15 protein-coding genes are annotated in these 18,042 nt (G+C 67.7%); 6 read left to right on the top strand and 9 right to left on the bottom strand.

Annotated features, from left to right (window positions below; translation table 11 throughout):
- Nucleotides 1–37 precede the first annotated feature (37 nt).
- The 5 genes from fusA to FPZ61_RS11315 all read right to left on the bottom strand — a co-directional run bounded on the left by fusA (nucleotide 38) and on the right by FPZ61_RS11315 (nucleotide 5,399).
- Nucleotides 38–2,113: an elongation factor G gene (fusA, locus tag FPZ61_RS11335; protein WP_185466689.1), complete on the bottom strand. Its 2,076-nt coding sequence runs from the start codon at nucleotides 2,111–2,113 to the stop codon at nucleotides 38–40.
- Between the two features lie 102 nt (nucleotides 2,114–2,215).
- Nucleotides 2,216–2,686: a 30S ribosomal protein S7 gene (gene rpsG, locus FPZ61_RS11330; protein ID WP_185466688.1), complete on the bottom strand. Its 471-nt coding sequence runs from the start codon at nucleotides 2,684–2,686 to the stop codon at nucleotides 2,216–2,218.
- Nucleotides 2,687–2,743: 57 nt separating this feature from the next.
- Nucleotides 2,744–3,118, bottom strand: a complete 375-nt coding sequence (gene rpsL / locus FPZ61_RS11325) for a 30S ribosomal protein S12 (RefSeq protein ID WP_185466687.1) — start codon at nucleotides 3,116–3,118, stop codon at nucleotides 2,744–2,746.
- Between the two features lie 53 nt (nucleotides 3,119–3,171).
- Nucleotides 3,172–3,528, bottom strand: coding sequence for an AIR synthase (locus FPZ61_RS11320; RefSeq protein ID WP_185466686.1), 357 nt, complete (start codon nucleotides 3,526–3,528; stop codon nucleotides 3,172–3,174).
- A 65-nt stretch (nucleotides 3,529–3,593) separates the two neighbouring features.
- Entirely contained in the window at nucleotides 3,594–5,399 is a 1,806-nt protein-coding gene (locus FPZ61_RS11315) for a phosphodiester glycosidase family protein (RefSeq protein ID WP_185466685.1), read from the bottom strand.
- Nucleotides 5,400–5,531: 132 nt separating this feature from the next.
- On the opposite strand from FPZ61_RS11315, the gene gltB reads away from it, so the two are divergent.
- Complete coding sequence (gene gltB / locus FPZ61_RS11310; protein WP_185466684.1) at nucleotides 5,532–10,130, top strand: glutamate synthase large subunit; 4,599 nt, start codon at nucleotides 5,532–5,534, stop codon at nucleotides 10,128–10,130.
- A 41-nt stretch (nucleotides 10,131–10,171) separates the two neighbouring features.
- Here the strand turns inward: gltB and bchM are convergent, their stop codons facing one another.
- Nucleotides 10,172–10,891, bottom strand: coding sequence for a magnesium protoporphyrin IX methyltransferase (gene bchM, locus FPZ61_RS11305; RefSeq protein ID WP_185466683.1), 720 nt, complete (start codon nucleotides 10,889–10,891; stop codon nucleotides 10,172–10,174).
- Nucleotides 10,892–10,918: 27 nt separating this feature from the next.
- Nucleotides 10,919–12,094, bottom strand: a complete 1,176-nt coding sequence (locus tag FPZ61_RS11300) for an N-acetylglucosamine-6-phosphate deacetylase (RefSeq protein ID WP_185466682.1) — start codon at nucleotides 12,092–12,094, stop codon at nucleotides 10,919–10,921.
- A gap of 153 nt (nucleotides 12,095–12,247) precedes the next feature.
- Here FPZ61_RS11300 and purE point away from each other — a divergent pair, with 153 nt between their 5' ends.
- From purE to FPZ61_RS11285, 3 genes are read left to right on the top strand one after another with little or no spacing between them, the layout of a single operon-like run.
- Nucleotides 12,248–12,745 carry a 5-(carboxyamino)imidazole ribonucleotide mutase gene (purE, locus tag FPZ61_RS11295; protein WP_185466721.1) on the top strand — a complete coding sequence of 166 codons (498 nt, stop codon included), beginning with the start codon at nucleotides 12,248–12,250 and terminating at the stop codon, nucleotides 12,743–12,745.
- Between the two features lie 33 nt (nucleotides 12,746–12,778).
- Nucleotides 12,779–14,308, top strand: a complete 1,530-nt coding sequence (locus FPZ61_RS11290; protein ID WP_185466681.1) for a hypothetical protein — start codon at nucleotides 12,779–12,781, stop codon at nucleotides 14,306–14,308.
- Nucleotides 14,305–15,444, top strand: a complete 1,140-nt coding sequence (locus tag FPZ61_RS11285) for an AI-2E family transporter (RefSeq protein WP_255441553.1) — start codon at nucleotides 14,305–14,307, stop codon at nucleotides 15,442–15,444. Before FPZ61_RS11290 ends, FPZ61_RS11285 begins: the two co-directional genes overlap by 4 nt.
- Here the strand turns inward: FPZ61_RS11285 and cysC are convergent.
- Nucleotides 15,404–16,027, bottom strand: coding sequence for an adenylyl-sulfate kinase (gene cysC / locus FPZ61_RS11280; protein ID WP_185466680.1), 624 nt, complete (start codon nucleotides 16,025–16,027; stop codon nucleotides 15,404–15,406). The genes FPZ61_RS11285 and cysC overlap by 41 nt on opposite strands.
- Nucleotides 16,028–16,088: 61 nt before the next feature.
- Complete coding sequence (locus FPZ61_RS11275) at nucleotides 16,089–16,415, bottom strand: translation initiation factor (protein WP_185466720.1); 327 nt, start codon at nucleotides 16,413–16,415, stop codon at nucleotides 16,089–16,091.
- A gap of 47 nt (nucleotides 16,416–16,462) precedes the next feature.
- Between FPZ61_RS11275 and FPZ61_RS11270 the strand changes: the two genes are divergently transcribed.
- Both FPZ61_RS11270 and trpB read left to right on the top strand, forming a co-directional pair.
- On the top strand, nucleotides 16,463–16,723 hold the full coding sequence (locus FPZ61_RS11270) for a hypothetical protein (RefSeq protein WP_185474829.1): 261 nt from the start codon (nucleotides 16,463–16,465) through the stop codon (nucleotides 16,721–16,723).
- Nucleotides 16,724–16,748: 25 nt separating this feature from the next.
- The gene (gene trpB, locus FPZ61_RS11265; RefSeq protein ID WP_185466678.1) at nucleotides 16,749–18,029 is read left to right on the top strand and encodes a tryptophan synthase subunit beta; all 1,281 of its coding nucleotides are present in this window, start codon (nucleotides 16,749–16,751) and stop codon (nucleotides 18,027–18,029) included.
- The last annotated feature ends 13 nt before the right edge of the window (nucleotides 18,030–18,042 follow it).

The raw sequence follows: 18,042 nt of genomic DNA, 5'->3' as shown, positions 1-18,042 counted from the left end.
AAGGAAAGAATCGGGGGTGGTGGTTAGGGTTGAGAGATCAGGAATTGCCCTGATTCTTGGCGATGATGGCCTCAGCAACATTGCGAGGAACTTCCTCGTAGTGGCTGAACTCCATCGAGAAAATACCCCGACCCTGGGTCATGGATCGGAGTTGAGTGGCGTAGCCGAACATTTCGGCCAGGGGCACCTTGGACTGGACTTTAGACTGTCCGTTGTCGATGGATTGCCCTTCGACCTGTCCGCGACGGGAGGAGAGGTCGCCGATGACCGATCCGAGGAAATCCTCGGGGATCTCGACCTCCACCTTCATCATCGGCTCAAGAAGTACAGGATTGCACTTCTTGACCCCGTCTTTGAAGGCCATCGAGCCCGCAATCTTGAACGCCATTTCGGAGGAGTCCACGTCGTGGTAGGACCCATCCACCATGGTGACTCGGATATCGATCATCGGGAATCCTGCAATCACGCCGGATTGACAGGTTTCCTTCATGCCGTTCTCTGCGGGGCCAATGTATTCCTTGGGTACGATGCCGCCAACAATCTTGTTGACGAACTCAAAGCCGGAACCAGGCTCGCCCGGCTCCATCTCGATCACCACATGCCCATACTGACCTTTGCCGCCGGTCTGGCGGGCGAATTTGCCTTCGCCTTTGGCACTCGCACGAATGGTTTCGCGGTAAGACACCTGCGGTGCGCCGATGTTCGCCTCCACCTTGAATTCACGCAGCATCCGATCAACCAGGATCTCCAGGTGCAGCTCACCCATGCCGGCGATCACGGTCTGGCTGGTTTCAGGGTCGGTGGACACCCGGAAGGTGGGGTCCTCTTCGGAAAGGGATTGAAGAGCCTTGGAAAGCTTCTCCATGTCGCCCTTGGTTTTGGGCTCCACCGCCACCGAAATCACCGGTTCAGGGATGTAGAGCGATTCGAGAATGATCGGGTCGCTTTCGACGCAGAGGGTGTCCCCCGTGGTGGTGTCCTTGAGGCCCAGCACAGCGCCAAGATCGCCAGCGCGTAGCTCATCCACCTCCTCGCGATCATCCGCCTTGAGCAGAATCAGGCGGGAAATGCGTTCTTTCTTGTCCTTGGTGCTGTTGAGGACGTAGCTCCCCTTCTGCAGCACCCCGGAATACATGCGCACGAAGGTGAGCTTCCCGTAGGGGTCGGCCATCACCTTGAAGGCCAGGGCGCTGAACGGGGCACTGTCGTCGCAGGGACGGTTCGACTCGGTGCCGTCGGGCAGCAGGCCGGTGATCGGCGGCACGTCGACCGGAGCGGGCAGGTAATCCACGACGGCATCCAGCACCAACTGGACCCCCTTGTTCTTGAAGGCGGAACCGCAGAGCATGGGAACGAGACCGTGCTTGACCACGCCGGTGCGGATGCCTTTGATCAGCTGGTCTTCGCTGAGTTCACCATTCTCCAGGTACTCTTCCAGCAACTCTTCGTCGGTTTCAGCCACCGACTCCATCAGCTTGCCGCGCCACTCGGCGGCTTCTTCCTTCATGGCCTCAGGAATCTCACCTTCGAGGATGTCGGTGCCGAGATCATTGGTGTAGAGAATGGCCTTGTTTCTCACCAGATCGATGATTCCCTTCAGGTCGCCTTCGGCGCCGATCGGCAGCTGCAGGGGAACGGCATTGGCCTTGAGCCGATCCTTGATCTGGGCGTAGACCTTGAGAAAATCGGCCCCGGTGCGGTCCATCTTGTTGACGAACACGATCCGGGGCACCTTGTAACGGTCAGCCTGGCGCCAGACCGTTTCAGACTGGGGCTGCACCCCACCGACTGCGCAGAACACGGCCACCACACCATCAAGCACCCGCATCGAGCGCTCCACCTCGATGGTGAAATCAACGTGACCTGGGGTGTCGATGATGTTGATGCGATGGTCGTTCCAACTGGTGGAAATGGCCGCCGCGGTGATGGTGATGCCGCGCTCACGCTCCTGGGCCATCCAGTCGGTCACTGCGGCGCCATCGTGCACCTCACCCATTTTGTGGACCACACCTGAATAGAACAGGATCCGTTCGGTCGTGGTGGTCTTGCCGGCGTCGATATGAGCGGCAATGCCGATATTTCTGACGCGTTCCAGGGGGTAGGCGCGGGCCACGGGGGAGGTCTCCGGTGTTGGATCGACGAATTTTGCGGGCGCGAGTTTAGGGGCTGGCCTGATCTGAGTGAAGGCGCCCGCCGTTCAGCCCAGAGCGGGTGCTCAGTAGCGGTAGTGGGCGAAGGCCTTGTTGGCCTCGGCCATCTTGTGGGTCTCTTCGCGTTTGCGGACAGCGCTGCCGGCTTCGTTGGAGGCGTCCATCAGTTCGCCGGCCAGTTTCTGGGCCATGCTCCGACCGTTGCGGGCCCGGGAGAAGTTGACCAGCCAGCGCAGGGCCATGGCGGTACCCCGCTCCTGACGCACCTCCATCGGCACCTGGTAGGTGGCACCGCCCACCCGGCGGGCGCGGACCTCCACCAGGGGAGTGGCATTGCGCACGGCCGTTTCGAACACCTCGAGGGGATCGCTGCCGGTGCGGTCGTTGATCAGTCCGAAGGCGTCGGAGAGAATCCGCTGTGCGGTGGACTTCTTGCCGTGCTTCATCAGCCGTGCCACGACCATCGAGGCCAGGCGGCTGTTGAACTGGGGGTCAGGAAGGATCGGGCGCTTCTCAGCAGCGTTGCGGCGGGACATAAACCTGAGGGGATCGGCGGTGCGAAGGAGAGGAGTGGAAGACGATCAGGGCTGGGATCAGCTCTTGGGAGCCTTGGCGCCGTACTTGGAGCGGCTCTGGCGACGATCCTTGACACCTGAGGTGTCGAGAGTGCCGCGGATGATGTGGTAGCGGACCCCGGGGAGGTCCTTGACGCGACCGCCACGGATCAGCACCACGGAGTGCTCCTGAAGGTTGTGACCGATCCCGGGGATGTAGGCCGTGACCTCAAAGCCGGAGGTGAGGCGCACACGGGCCACCTTGCGAAGGGCCGAATTCGGCTTCTTCGGGGTGGACGTGTACACCCGTGTGCACACCCCACGGCGCTCTGGGCAGGCGCGCAGAGCCGGGGACTTGGTCTTGCGGGTGAGGTGCTGCCGCTCGGTGCGGATCAGCTGCTGAATCGTGGGCATCGAGGGCCGGAGAATTAGGCCGGGCGTCCGGCCGTTTTCGACAATCCGTCACCTTACTTTGTCGTGGTCCCACGAACCCCTGATCGGCTGAAGGCGGCGCCGCAGGCACAGCAGCGCACTCCCTCCCCGGAGCGGATCAGAAAGCCGCCGCCGCTGAGGTCACCTCGGTAATCCAGGCTGAGACCCGCCAGCAGTGGCACCTGGGCCGCCGGGGAGTGCAGGGTGATGCCATCCGCCCGGGCCACAGGAACTCCAGCGAGGGGCCCCGGGCGGATCCGGATGACCCATTCCTCGCATCCCCCTGGCACCAGATCCAGGTGCATCAGACCGGGGGTGCCGGCCACAGCGGCCAGTCGACCGAGCTCGGCCGCCGCCGCGGATGACAGTCGCAGGGTCAGACCCTTGGGCATGGGGGCGATCTGGCGCAAGGTGACCGTGGAGGCCTCCAGCTTGCCAGCCTCTGCGCCAGGCGGTTTCAGCGCCCGGCTCGTTCCACGGCCTGCGCCTGCCCGCTGCGGGGCACGAGGCCGAGGCCGTTGTGGATCGAGGCCGCCACTCCCCGCCCCCGAACCGTCTGGGTGTTGCCCACAAACAGCCCTGTGGAGCTACCGCCATCGAGGTTGAGGGCGTCTCGCATGCCCAGTTGCCGCAACAGAACGGCGGTCTCCCGCAGGGTGGGGCCGGCGTGGCCCACCCCCTGCAGCGTCAGCAACCAGAGCTGGCGTCCATCGCTGCCGATCACGGTGCGCGGGGCGCCCTGGCCCTGAAACGCGCTGCTGAAACCTTCGGCCGTGCCGTTGAGGACGACCCGGCTGTTCAGGAGCAGCAGGGGCCCGCCCCCCATCACGAAGGCCTTCTGACCGAGCGGGTCGCTGGGCCGACTGGCGAGGTTGAGCCGGCTGGCCTCGGGCCAGGGTGGAACCACTCCGGCCCTGCCCACCACCAGGGTGTCCTCGGGTCCCAGGGGGATGCCCCGCTGCAGCTCGGCGCTTCCGAGCCGCCGCTGGACCACCCCACCCCTGATCAACACGCCCGATTCGTTGCCGCTGAGGGCCCGATAGGCCCTCCCCCAGTCGGCGGTGTAACGCGCCAGACCCCGTTTCACATAGCCGCTGTTCAGGCTGGTCAGCGGCCAGCGCTGGCCCCTGGTGTCGACCAGCTGCTCCTGCAGAACCAGCCTGCCGAAGCTGGGCAGACCGCCGGGCTGCCAGCCGATGGCGCCGCGGTTGAGGATCGGTCCCGAGAGCCACCGCCCCTCGGCCTTGAGGGCCCCCAGGGGCAGCCGCCGCACCCGATTGAAGAAGCCGCCGTTGATGGCCACCAGGGCCTGCTCCCGCTGGGCCAGGGCCGTGAGCGAGGTCAGCCCCTGCATCCCGTCAGGACGGGTGAGCAGTCGCAGGTCGAGCGGACTGGTCCTCGGGTCGAAGCGGACGCTGCTGATCAGCATGCGCCTGGCTCCCACCGGGCGAACCTGGCGATCGATGCTGACGCTGCGTGAGAGCAGGGCCTGAAGGCGTGGATCCAGGGGGGGTGGGGCCGGATCCGTCCGGGCCGTTCCCCCGGCGCTGGAACCCGGAGGGATGGCGAACACCAGCCTGTCGGGGCCGCCCAGGGTCAGGATCCTGCCACCGCCGCTCGGGCGCAGCTGCAGCCCCTCCCGGCTGGAGCTGACCGCAACGCCGAGCGCCTGCAGTTCAGCGCGCTGGTTGGCCGTGCTGCGCAGGCCCAGCAGAACCTGTCCGCCGTCCTGCCGGACCAGGGCCGCCCCATTGAGGTCCAGCACCACCCGGCGATCTGGGCCGGGGGGTGAGGCTCTCACCCGCAGCAGGCCGGGCAGGGGCATCTCCAGGAGCAGGCGGTCTCCGTCCGTCTGGATGCGGACCCCAGCCGCCTGCAGCAAGGGGGCCGCCTCCAGGGCCACCTCATCGTCGAGGCTGCGCTGAGCATTGGTGGGCACCAGCAGCTTCCGCCCGAACCACTCCAGCTCCAGGCTGCCGTCAGTGCGGGTGCTGCTGGCCACGCCCAGCTGGCCCTGCAGCACCTCAAGCGGCAGCCAGACCTGGGCGGGGTTTCCCCCCGCGGATGGGAGCCATTGCCAGTGGGCGCTCTGCTCCCGTCCATTGATCACGATCCGTTGGCCCTCCTGGCGTGGAGGGGCGGGGCTGAGGGCCAGGAGGGCCTGGGCCTGGGCTTCGGCCCTGGCGAGGGCAGTGTCGGCAGCCGGCAGCACGGCCACCAACGCCAGGCCGATCAGGCCGCTTCGAAGGGATCGGCACCGCATCAGGATTGGACCCGCATCCGTTGGTGGTGAACGCTAACGCTGATCGCACTTTCCTAGGATCACAATTCACACCCTTGCGGGAGCCGCCTTGCGTCAGGCTTCTGCGGTTTCCTGACAGGTTGTTGCCGGGCCATGCCTCTTCCTCGCCGCTCTGTTTGGCCCCATTGCGACAGTCCGGCACCTGCGGAGGTTGCGGGCGAGAAAGACGCCTGTGGCGTCGGCTTTCTGGCCCAGCTCAGCGGTGAGCCCAGCCACTGGTTGCTTGAGCAGGCCCTGCGCGGCCTGGGCTGCATGGAGCACCGCGGCGGCTGTGGCGGCGACGGTGATTCCGGCGACGGTGCCGGCGTGCTCTGCGGCATTCCCTGGAGCTACCTGGGCGAGGTCTGGCCCGAATCCTCCCTGGCACCGGCAGAGCGCCGAGGCCTGGCGATGGTCTTCCTGCCCGTGTCGGAGCCGAAACGCCAGGAGGTCAAGCGTTTGTGCGAGCAGGCGGCCGCTCAGGTGGGCCTGCGCAGTCTCGGCTGGCGCGAGGTGCCGGTGGATCCTTCCGTGCTGGGCCCCCTGGCGCTTCAGACCGTTCCACGCATCGAGCAGTGGCTGGTGGAGGGCCCCGAGCCTGGTGATGCGCTCGAATCCCTGCTCTTCCGCTGCCGTCGCCGGGCGGTCGACATGGTGCGGGCCGCCCCGGGGGGTGATCCCAACGACCTCTATTTCGCCTCCTTCAGCGGGCGCACCATCGTCTACAAGGGCATGGTGCGCTCCGAAGTGCTCGCGGGGTTCTACGCCGATCTGCGCGATCCGCGCTTCTCGGTGAGTTTCGCGGTCTATCACCGCCGCTTCAGCACCAACACCCTGCCCCGCTGGCCCCTGGCTCAGCCGATGCGGCTGCTGGGTCACAACGGCGAGATCAACACCCTGCTGGGCAACATCAACTGGGCCCAGGCGGCCGAGTCCCATCTCGATGCGGTCTGGGGCGATGCCGCCTCCGACCTCAAGCCAGTGGTCAACGCCGCCTTCAGTGATTCGGCCAACCTCGACGCCATGCTCGAGCTGATGGTGCGCAGTGGCCGGCCGATCACCGACAGCCTGCTCACGCTGGTGCCGGAAGCGTTTCATCAGCAGCCTGAGCTGGAGTCACGACCCGATGTTCAGGCCTTCTACGAATATTCCGCCTGTCTGCAGGAGCCCTGGGACGGCCCGGCCCTGCTGGTGTTCAGTGATGGCCGCAGCGTCGGCGCCACCCTCGACCGCAACGGACTGCGCCCCGCCCGCTACTGCATCACCAGCGATGGTCTGGTGGTGATGGGTTCGGAAACCGGGGTGGTGGAGATCGAGGAGAGCCGCATCGTCGAGAAGGGCCGCCTCGGCCCCGGCCAGATGCTCGCCGTGGATCTCGAGCAGGGGCGTCTGCTGAAGAACTGGCAGGTGAAGGAGGAAGTGGCCTCCCGCTACCCCTACGCCGCCTGGCTGCAGGAGTACCGCCGCAGCCTGGATCCCCAGCCCTGGCGCACGGAGCAGCAGCTCGGCGATCTCGACCTGCTGCGCCACCAGACCGCCTTCGGGTTCACGTCCGAGGATCTGGATCTGGTGATCGAGGACATGGCCGGCCAGGGCAAGGAACCCACCTACTGCATGGGCGACGACATCCCCCTGGCGGTGCTCTCCAGCAAGCCCCACCTCCTTTACGACTACTTCAAGCAGCGCTTCGCCCAGGTCACGAATCCTCCGATTGACCCGCTCCGCGAGGAGTTGGTGATGAGCCTGGAGATGCACCTGGGACGGCGCGGATCGGCCCTGCGGCCAGAGCCCTCAGCCGCCTCGGTGCTCCACCTCGCCACGCCCGTTCTCAACGAATCCGATCTGGAGGCTCTGCCCCACCAGGGCCTGGTCACCACCACCCTCACCACCCTTTACGGGCTTGATCAGGGACCAGCTGGCCTGGAGGCCGCTGTGCAGCGTCTCTGTCAGGCGGCCGAGCAGGCCGTGAAAAACGGCAGTCAGATCCTGGTGCTCTCCGACCGCACCGCCGAGGGCCTCACGGCCACCACCACCTTCATCCCGGCCCTGCTGGCGGTGGGCGCGGTCCACCAGCACCTGCTCAGGCTGGGGGTGCGCCTGCACTGCTCCCTGGTGATCGACACGGCTCAGTGCTGGAGCACCCACCACCTGGCCTGCCTGATCGGCTTCGGCGCCAGCGCCGTCTGCCCCTGGCTCACCTGGGAAACCACCCGCCACTGGCTGGCCCACCCCAAGACCCGCTCCCTGATGGAGCGGGGCAAGCTGCCGGCGATCGATGCAGCCAAGGCCCAGGCCAACGTGCGCAAGGCCCTGGAGGCCGGTCTGCGCAAGATCCTCTCCAAGATCGGCATCTCGCTGCTTGCCAGTTACCACGGCGCCCAGATCTTCGAGGCGATCGGCATCGGCGCCGATCTGATCGAGCTGGCCTTCCGCGGCACCACCAGCCGGGTGGCGGGCCTCAGCCTCCGTGATCTGGCCAACGAAACCCTGACGTTCCACGCCAAGGCCTTCCCCGAGCTCAACCGCACCAAGCTCGAGTTCATGGGCTTCGTGCAATTCCGCTCCGGCGGCGAGTTCCACCTCAACAGCCCCGAGATGGCCAAGGCCCTGCATGCGGCCGTCGCCGCCGGCCCCGGCTATGACCATTTCGCCACCTACCGCACCCTGCTGGAGCACCGCCCGGTCACGGGCCTGCGCGACCTGCTGGAGCTGCGCCCAGCTCCCACCCCGCTTCCGATCGATCAGGTGGAGAGTGTGGAGAGCATCTGCAGCCGGTTCTGCACCGGTGGCATGAGCCTGGGGGCCCTCTCCCGCGAAGCCCACGAGGTGCTGGCGGTGGCCATGAATCGCCTCGGCGGCAAGAGCAACAGCGGTGAGGGGGGAGAGGATCCTGCCCGTTACCACCCGCTGCCCGACGTCGACGCGGACGGCCGCTCAGCCACCCTGCCCACCCTGAGGGGCCTGGTGCCTGGCGACAGCGCCTGCTCGGCCATCAAGCAGGTGGCCTCGGGGCGTTTCGGCGTGACGCCGGAGTACCTGCGCAGTGGCCAGCAGCTGGAGATCAAGGTGGCCCAGGGGGCCAAGCCCGGTGAAGGAGGCCAGTTGCCAGGCCCCAAGGTGGATGCCTACATCGGCTGGCTGCGCAACAGCAAGCCCGGGGTGGCGCTGATCTCACCCCCGCCCCACCACGACATCTATTCCATTGAGGATCTGGCTCAGCTGATCCACGATCTGCACCAGGTGAATCCCGCCGCCAAGGTGTCCGTGAAGCTGGTGGCCGAGATCGGCATCGGCACCATCGCTGCCGGTGTGGCCAAGGCCAATGCCGATGTGATTCAGATCTCCGGCCACGACGGCGGCACCGGAGCCTCACCCCTGAGCTCGATCAAGCACGCGGGCAGCCCCTGGGAACTGGGCCTCTCCGAGGTCCACCGCAGCCTCCTGGAGAACGGTCTGCGCAGTCGGGTGGTGCTGCGGGCCGATGGCGGCCTCAAAACCGGCTGGGATGTGCTGATGGCGGCCCTGCTCGGCGCCGAGGAATACGGATTCGGCTCGGTGGCCATGATCGCCGAGGGCTGCATCATGGCTCGCGTCTGCCACACCAACAATTGTCCGGTGGGGGTGGCCACCCAGAAGGAGGCCCTGCGCAAGCGCTTCACCGGCCTGCCGGAGCACGTGGTCAATTTCTTCCTCTACGTGGCTGAGGAAGTGCGCCAGTTGCTGAGTGTGCTCGGGGTGGCCCGGCTGGAAGACCTGATCGGTCGGGTGGAGCTTCTTCACCCCCGGCATGTGGCCCTGGCCAAGACCAGCGCCCTTGATCTCACCTGCCTGTTGGCCCCGCTGCCCGGCTCCGACGACCGCAGCTGGCTGCACCATGACAGCCAGGCCCATGGCAATGGAGTGATCCTCGAGGATCAGCTCCTGGCTGATTCCGAGGTGCTCGCGGCCATCGAGCAGCACGGGCAGGTGACCCGCCGACTGCCGATCGTCAACACCGACCGCAGTGTGGGAGCCCGCCTCGCTGGCGAGGTGGCTGCCCGCCATGGCAACAAAGGCTTCAATGGGTGGCTCGATCTCTGCTTCGAGGGTGCCGCCGGCCAGAGTTTCGGCGCCTTCACGCTGCAGGGCATGAACCTGCGCCTTGAGGGGGATGCCAACGACTACGTCGGCAAGGGAATCAACGGCGGCCGCATCACGGTTGTGCCTTCCGCTGACACCCAGGATCCCGGCAACCAGGTCATCATGGGCAACACCTGCCTCTACGGCGCCACCGGTGGCGAGCTGTTCGCCCTCGGCCGTGCCGGTGAGCGCTTTGCTGTGCGCAACAGCGGCGCCCGCACTGTGGTGGAAGGTTGCGGCGACCACGGCTGCGAGTACATGACCGGTGGTGTGGTCGTGGTGCTCGGCAGCACCGGCCGCAACGTGGCCGCCGGCATGACCGGCGGTGTGGCCTTCCTCCTCGATGAGGAGGACGCGCTGGGAGGTCTTCTCAACCCCGAGATCGTGTCGGTCCATCCCCTGCAGACCCCTGAGCAGGAACAGCTGATCAAGCCGCTGCTGGAGGCACATCTGGAGGTCACCGGCAGCCGCAAGGCGGCTGAGATCCTGGCGAACTGGCCCCAGTGGCGCCCACGCTTCAAGGTGCTGGTGCCCCCCAGCGAGTTGGCCACGGTGGGCCTGCTGGAGCGGGAGAAGCTGGCCATGGCCACCTGAGCCAGCCCAGGATTCGATTCAGCTGTGTTGGAGGCCTCGACTCAGCTGCGCTCGAATTCGATCAGGCGAGAGAAATAGAAGGGCGCCTGGTTGAGGCTGCGCCGTTTGGGCCTGAAGCCAGCCTCGGCGGCGGCGGCCACGATCCCTTCCTCCCGCAGGGTGTAGGCCCGGGTGGTCCTGCTCGGACCCGGGAACAACTGCCCGATTGACTTGAGCAGGGCCAGCAGGGGGGTGTAGGGGGCAAAACTGACGATCAGGCGCCGTTCGGCAAGCCCGCCCAGGTGCTGCACCATCTCCTCGGCCGCAGCCTGGGGGTAGTGGATGAACACGTCCAGGCAGATCACCGTGTCGTAGCGACCCTGAAGGCTCTCGAGGTCGGAGGCGGTGAACTCCACCCGCTCGCAGGCGAGCCCGCTGGCCTCCAGACGCCGCCTGGCCTCCTCCACCATGGCTTCGGAGAGATCACTGGCGGCGATGCTGCCCGCCCCGAGCTGGGCCAGGGGCAGGCTGAGGCTGCCCACACCGCAGCCGGCATCACAGAAGCTGCGCTGCGGCAGGTCGCCCTCCTCCTGCAGCCACTCGAGCACCTGATCCACGGTCTTCTGGTGGCCCAGGCGAATGTTGCGCTGCACCTTGTTGACGTCGTCGCTGTCGCTGTAGATCCGCTTCCAGCGCTCGAAGCCCGTGCTGTTGAAGTAGTCGCGCACCTCGGCTTTCTCGGCCAGCTTGGCGCCGGTGTGGGGCGCTGGAGAGGTGGCCATGGTGGCGGTGGTAGGGGTGGGCGGATCTTAAGGAGCCGCTTCGGGCCAACGACGCCAGCGCAGGTCTCCGTCCGCCCCCACAGACCAGCGCAGGGTCTCGGCCAGGGGGCGTCCCCGCAGCAGCTGCGGCAGCGTGCGCCGCTCCCCGAGCACCCGCCGGGGCACCAGGGTGGCCGCTGCGATCGCTCGCCCCGGTTCGCCGCTCCAGCGGGCCAGCCGCGTCACCCCCTCCAGCAGGGGCAGGGTCACGCCCGCCAGGGTGCCGTCCTCCAGCCGGCAACTGCCGTCCTCCACCAGCAGTACCCGCTCATCCCAGCTGTGGCGACCCTCCTTGAGGCCGTAGGGCCCAAGCGCATCGCTCACCAGCAGCACCTGCTCGGGGGCCAGCCGTTGCAGCAGCACCGTCATCGACGGTGCCACATGGACCCCATCGGCGATCAGCCCCAGGGCCACATCACCGCGCAGCACCGCCGCCGCCACCGGACCCGGGGCTCGACGGTGCAGGTCGGCCATGGCATTGAAGGCATGGGTGAGCATGCCGACCCCCTTGGAGAAGGCCCACTCGGCCTGGGCCTCCGTTGCAGCGCTGTGACCCAGGCTCACCACGATTCCCTGTTGCCGCAAGGCGTCGATCACCGCCTCAGCCCCCTCCAGTTCGGGGGCCAGGGTCACCAGGGCGATCTCCGCTTCGAAACCCTTGATTCGCTCGTTCAGGGCCTCGAGGCTGGGGGCCGCCAGGTGGTGGGCTGGATGGGCACCGCGCCGCGCGGCGGCCAGGAACGGGCCCTCCAGGTGGGCACCCAGCAGCTGGCAGCGCCCGGGCCTGTGCTCCAGCCGGGCCTGTTGCAGGACGGCAAGGGCCTGGCGCAGGGGCTCCACGCCGCAGGTCACCAGGGTGGGGCTGATCGCCTCCACACCATCGGCCCAGAGCAGATCAAGCAGCTCCAGCAGCCGTGGCAGGTCGGCAGGCCCCAGCTCAGGAAAGGCCAGCCCCAGACCTCCATTGATCTGCAGGTCCACGCCGGCGGGGCTGAGCCAGTCTCCGCCCCAGTCGTCGCCGGCGGCGCAGCTGCCCCGCTCCAGCGGCAGCACCCGCGTGATCAGGCCCTGCGCGTCCACCCCCAGGCGCCAGCGCCGCCCGGATCCGTGACTGCAGCGCGACGTGTGGGGCAGACGGACGTTGCTGATCCAGCGCACGGGCATCGGCTCCGGGTGCGAACGGGCGAAGAGGATGCCATCCTCGCCGCATGGCCACCGGCGCTCCCTGAATTGACCCGCGAACCCATCCCCCATGCCGTTGCTGACGCCTCCCCGGCTGCGGGACCTCCCGCCGGGGGAGGGCGCGTGGCGGTGGTGATGGGCAGTGATTCCGACCTGCCCACGATGCAGCCCGCGGTGGACGTGCTCGAGGGCTTCGGGGTGAGCGTGGAGGTGCGGGTGCTCTCGGCCCACCGCACTCCCAAGGAAATGGTGGAGTTCGCCGAATCGGCCGCCAGCCGTGGGCTCAAGGTGATCGTGGCGGGGGCTGGCGGTGCCGCCCATCTCCCCGGGATGGTGGCAGCGCTCACCATCCTGCCGGTGATCGGGGTGCCGGTGGTGAGCCGGGCTCTCTCGGGGGTGGATTCACTCCATTCGATCGTGCAGATGCCGGCCGGAATCCCCGTGGCCACGGTGGCGATCGGCAATGGCACCAACGCCGGTCTGCTGGCAGCCCAGATCCTGGCCACGGCGGATCCGGCCCTGGCGGAGCGACTCAGGCAGCATCGCCTGGGGCTTCACGACCAGGTTCGCGCCAAGGATGCCCGCCTCCAGGAACTCGGCAGCGCGGCTTACCTGGACGCCATGGAGGTCTGAAGGATGGTGGAGTCAAGTTCGACAGCGGCGCCGTTGGCGCAAAGACGGCCGCCGGCGGCCCCCTGGATCTGGTGGCTGCTGCTGTTTGTCGCCGGAGCCCTGAGCCGCTGGCTCACCCGCACGGAGCTGGTGCAGGCCTGGGATGCGGGCAATTTCGTGCTGGCCCTCACCGACTTTGACCTCGATCGCCACCAACCCCACCTGCCCGGTTGTTTCTGGTGGTTGATCAGTCTAGGACGGCTGAGCCTGCCGCTCACCGGAGGCAACGGGGTGGCGGCCCTGGAGTTGGTGAACGCGCTGGTGTCGGCCGCGGCGCTGCCCTTCGGCTGGATCCTGGCCCGGCGCTGGGCAGGCCAGCGGGCCGCCTGGTGGATGGTGGTGCTGCTGTTCAGCAGCCCCCTGCTCTGGTTCTATGCCAGCCAACCCCTGAGCTACGGGACCGAACTGGGCTGGGTGATGGCGATCGCCTGCTGCGCCTGGTTCGTGGCTGAGGGCGACCGGCGTTTCGTGCTTCCCCTCGCCTTGCTGATGGCCACCGCTGGAGGCATCCGTCCCAACACCCCCCTGTTCCTCCTGCCTCTGGTGCTGGTGTGCTGCCTCAGGGGCTGGCGACGAGGAGGCCTCGAGGCCTGGAGGTTGCAGCTGGGCGTGGCGCTCGGTCTCGGGGTGCTGGTGTGGTGGGGGCAGGCCTTTCTCGAGGAGGCAGGAGGCCTGGAGCTCTACTGGTCGCAGTTGATGGCCTGGAAGCGGGCCCATACCCAGCAGGCTTCCGACCGCGGGGTGCTGGGCAATGGCTGGCTGCTGATCCGCACCGTGGCGCTCACGGCTCCGGCAGGTCTGGGCCTGGCCCTTGGAACCAGCTGGGCCGGACCGGCCGCGAAGAGCCCCGGGCCGCTCCCCCGGGAGGAGCGGCTCTGGCGGCGCTGGTTCATCGCCCTCTGGGTGCTCCCCTCGGCGTTCTATCTGCTGCTGGTGCATTTCACCCGCATGGGTCATGCCACCACGTTCCTGCCGGCGCTGCTGCTGCTGGTGGCGGCCCGCCTGGCCGAACGGGCCGACGGGAGGGGCGCCCTGCGCTGGCCCAGGCCTCTGCTGCTGGTGATGGTGCTCCAATGCGCCCTTTTCCTGCTGGTGCCAGGCGATCGCTTTCTGGAGAATCTGCGCTCCTACGATCACGACTGGGGCCTGGCCGTCCGGGCCGCGAAACGCTTTGATCCCGCCACCACCCTGGTGGTGGTCACCGGCCGCTCCAACCGCCGTCCCTACCGACTGCCCTCGGTGCACCTCCCCGCCTACGACCATGGCGAGGCTGATCTGGTGCTCGATCAGCACAAGGACAGCATTGAGGTGCGTCCACCCCTGCGGCGCGTGGTGATGATCGATCGTGGCCTCTCGGTGCAACCCGGTGATGTGCCCGGTGGGCGGGTCGAGGCCCTGATCCCGGGGTGGCTGCAGTTGATCGAGGTGCCGGTGCCCGACTCCGGCCTGGAGGTGTTCCGCCGGCAGGTGAAGCCCCTGGACCAAGCAGCCCCGAACCCGGCGGGTGAGGCTCCCTCGCCATGATCCGCCCGGCTCCATTCACCCGCTGGCAGCGGCTTGGCCTGGCCTTGCCCCTGCTGGTGCTCAATTTCTGGGTGCTGCGTCAGCTGCTGTTGCCGCTGGCCCCGTTTCCGGCGCTGTTCCTCAGTGCCGCGCTGATCGCATTTCTGCTCGACCTGCCCAGCCGCTGGCTGACGGGCCGTGGTCTGCCCCGGCCGCTGGCCCTTGCGCTGGTGCTTGGCCTCGGCCTGCTGGTGCTTGTGCTGGTGGCCCTCTGGATCATCCCCCTGCTGGTGGAGCAACTGGCTGATCTGATCACGGCGCTGCCGGGTTGGCTGGTGGAGGCGGAAACCCTGCTCAACCAGGCCCAGACCTGGGCGGTGGAGCATGGCCTGCCGGCGGATTTCGGTGATCTGAGCAGTGCCCTGCTCACCCGCTCCACCCAGTTCGCCTCACAGCTGAGCCAGAAGCTGCTGGGGCTGCTCGGAGCCACGCTCACCCTCACGATCAACACCCTGATCGTGATCGTGCTGGCCATTTTCCTGCTCCTCGGCGGCGAGTCGATCAGCCGGGGGCTGGCCCGCTGGTTGCCGGCGAGCTGGAGGGAGATGGTGCTCGGCACCGTGAACCGCACCTTCAGGGGGTATTTCGGCGGTCAGGTGATCCTGGCGCTGATCCTGAGCGCGGCCCAGATCGTTGTCTTCACCCTGCTGGGGATCCCCTATGGCGTGCTGTTCGCGGTGGCGATCGGGTTCACCACCCTGATTCCCTACGCCAGCGCCATCACGATCGTGCTGGTGAGTCTGCTGCTGGGCCTGGAGGATCTCCGCACCGCCCTGGAGGTGCTGGCGGCGGCGATCACCGTGGGTCAGGTGGTGGACCAGGTGATCCAGCCCCGGCTGATGGGTCAGATCGTGGGCCTCCAGCCCGCCTGGCTGTTGCTCAGCCTGCCTGTCGGAGCCAGGGTTGGCAGTCTGCTGGGGTTCGGTGATCTGCTGGGCCTGCTGCTGGCGGTCCCGGTGGCCAGCTGTCTGAAGGCCTTCCTCGATGAGGTGGCCCGTCGCCTGGGCCTGCCGGATCCGGAACCAGCGCCCCTGCTGGGAGCCAGCGCCCCGGCGCTCATCCCGCAGCGATCAGCCCCTGACCCTCCAGGTGGCTGATCACCTGAGCCACGTTCTCCTCAAGGCTGCCGCCGGTATCCACCCGCAGCTCGGGCGACTCAGGCGCTTCATAGGGGCTGGAGATGCCGGTGAACTCCTTGATCACACCGGCGCGGGCCTTGGCGTAGAGCCCCTTGGGATCCCGCTGCTCACAGACCGCCAGCTCGGCGGCGCAGTGGATCTCGATGAAGTCGCCAGGCTCCACCAGGGCCCGGGCCCGTTCGCGATCGGCCCGGAACGGCGACACGAAGGCCGTGAGAGTGATCACGCCGGCATCAAGGAAGAGCTTGGCCACTTCACCGATGCGCCGGATGTTCTCCTCCCTGTCGGCATCGGAGAAGCCCAGGTCCTTGCAGAGCCCGTGGCGCACGTTGTCGCCGTCGAGAACATAGGTGGCGAGACCGCGCTGGAACAGCTGCTCGTTCACGGCATTGGCCAGGGTGCTCTTCCCCGCGCCGGAGAGCCCCGTGAACCAGAGAATGGCGCTGCGGTGGCCCCGCTGGTGGGCGCGGGAGTCTCGGTTCACCGAGGCCTCATGCCAGACGACGTTGGTGGCTTTGTTCTCGGTGGGGGAGCTGGTCATCGACGGAGCGGACACAGGGATGTTGCTGAGGGGATGTTCTCACCCTCCAGCGGCAGGTGGCCTAACCGCCGGCCTGCTTCGGCCGGAAGCCCTCCGCCGTGAGGGTCTCCAGGCAGGGGGCCACCTGATCGCCCTGGAGCTGGATCACCCCATCTTTCAGGGTGCCGCCGCTGCCGGCGGTGGCCTTGAGGCGCTTGAGCAACGCCCGGCCCTCCGCCTCGCTGAGATCCAGACCGGTGATGGCCGTCACGGTCTTGCCGCCCTTGCCCGCCTTGGTGCGCTGCACCCGCACCCGTTGCTGCGGACGCGGGCTGGCCGCTGCCGCCGGGTCCTGCGGCCGGGCGGTGCTCGCCACGCTGCTGAATTCCTGCCAGCCACCCTTGCCCATGGCGCCCGTTGCCGCTACGCCTCCCATCACAGCGCACCCATGAACCAATGGATCTGCCGCCCCTCCGCTTCGAGATGCTGCGCCTGGACCTGAACCCCCGCCCGGAAGCGCCCGCCTGCATTCCGGTGCCGGGTCCCGACGCCCAGTCCCTCAGTTTCTCGATGGTGGAGGCCCCCCCCTGCCGCGATCCTGCAGCGCGTCCGCGCATCGACGAGCCCCAGGGTTGGCCGCCGCTGCCGGCCCGCTCCGCTGAAGGGGACCTCTGGACCCTGCCGCCGCCGCCGGTGCCGCCGCGGCCCGCTTCCTAGGCTGAGGCACCCCGATCGACCACCGGTGACGAGCACCCTCCCCCCGATCCCGCAGGATTCCGCTGCTCCCCCAGGCGCTGCTGCCCTGGAAAAGGAGGCTCGTCCCAATGCGCTCGGTCGATTCGGGCGCTACGGCGGCCAGTACGTGCCCGAAACCCTGATGCCCGCCCTGGCGGAACTGGAGGCGGCGGCGGCTGAGGCCTGGAAGGATCCTGCCTTCACCAGTCGCCTCGATCACCTGCTCAAAACCTATGTGGGTCGCCCCTCCCCGCTCTACGAGGCGGAGCGGCTGAGCGCCCACTACCGCCGCCCCGAAGGGGGTCCCCGCATCTGGCTGAAGCGCGAGGACCTCAACCACACGGGTGCCCACAAGATCAACAACGCGCTCGGGCAGGCCCTGCTGGCCCTGCGCATGGGCAAGCAGCGGATCATCGCCGAAACCGGCGCCGGCCAGCACGGCGTGGCCACCGCCACAGTCTGTGCCCGCTTCGGTCTGGAGTGCGTGATCTACATGGGCGCCGAGGACATGCGCCGTCAGGCCCTGAATGTGTTCCGCATGCGTCTGCTGGGGGCCACGGTGCAACCGGTCACCGCCGGCACCGCCACCCTCAAGGACGCCACCAGTGAGGCGATCCGCGACTGGGTCACCAACGTGGAGACCACCCATTACATCCTGGGGTCGGTGGCCGGACCCCACCCCTACCCGATGCTGGTGCGGGATTTTCACGCGGTGATCGGCGAGGAAACCAAGGTCCAGTGCCAGGCGGCCTTCAACCGCCTTCCCGATGTGCTGCTGGCCTGCGTGGGTGGGGGCTCCAATGCCATGGGGTTGTTCCACCCCTTTGTGAGCGACACTTCCGTCCGCCTGATCGGTGTCGAGGCCGCCGGCGACGGTGTGGCCACGGGCCGTCACGCGGCCACGATCACCGAGGGCCGCCTCGGGGTGCTGCACGGCGCCATGAGCCTGCTGCTGCAGGACGAACAGGGGCAGGTGCAGGAGGCCCACTCGATCAGCGCCGGTCTCGACTACCCGGGAGTGGGGCCCGAACACAGTTACCTGCAGGAGCTGGGCCGGGCCGAGTATGCCGCCGTCACCGACCAGGAGGCCCTCGAGGCCCTGCAACGGCTCAGCCTGCTCGAAGGGATCATCCCGGCCCTGGAGACGGCCCACGCCTTCGCCTGGCTCGAACAGCTCTGTCCCACCCTGGCGCCGGGCACCGAGCTGGTGATCAACCTCTCGGGCCGCGGCGACAAGGATGTGACCACCGTGGCTGAGCGCCTGGGGGATCAGCTGGCCGGCGGTTGATCGTGGGGGCAAT

It is taken from the genome of Synechococcus sp. BSA11S (assembly GCF_014224355.1).
In the GTDB taxonomy this organism is placed as follows: Bacteria; Cyanobacteriota; Cyanobacteriia; order PCC-6307; family Cyanobiaceae; genus Regnicoccus_A.
Note: the sequence above shows the minus strand (reverse complement) of the source record. Positions and strands in the feature narration are given on the sequence as shown.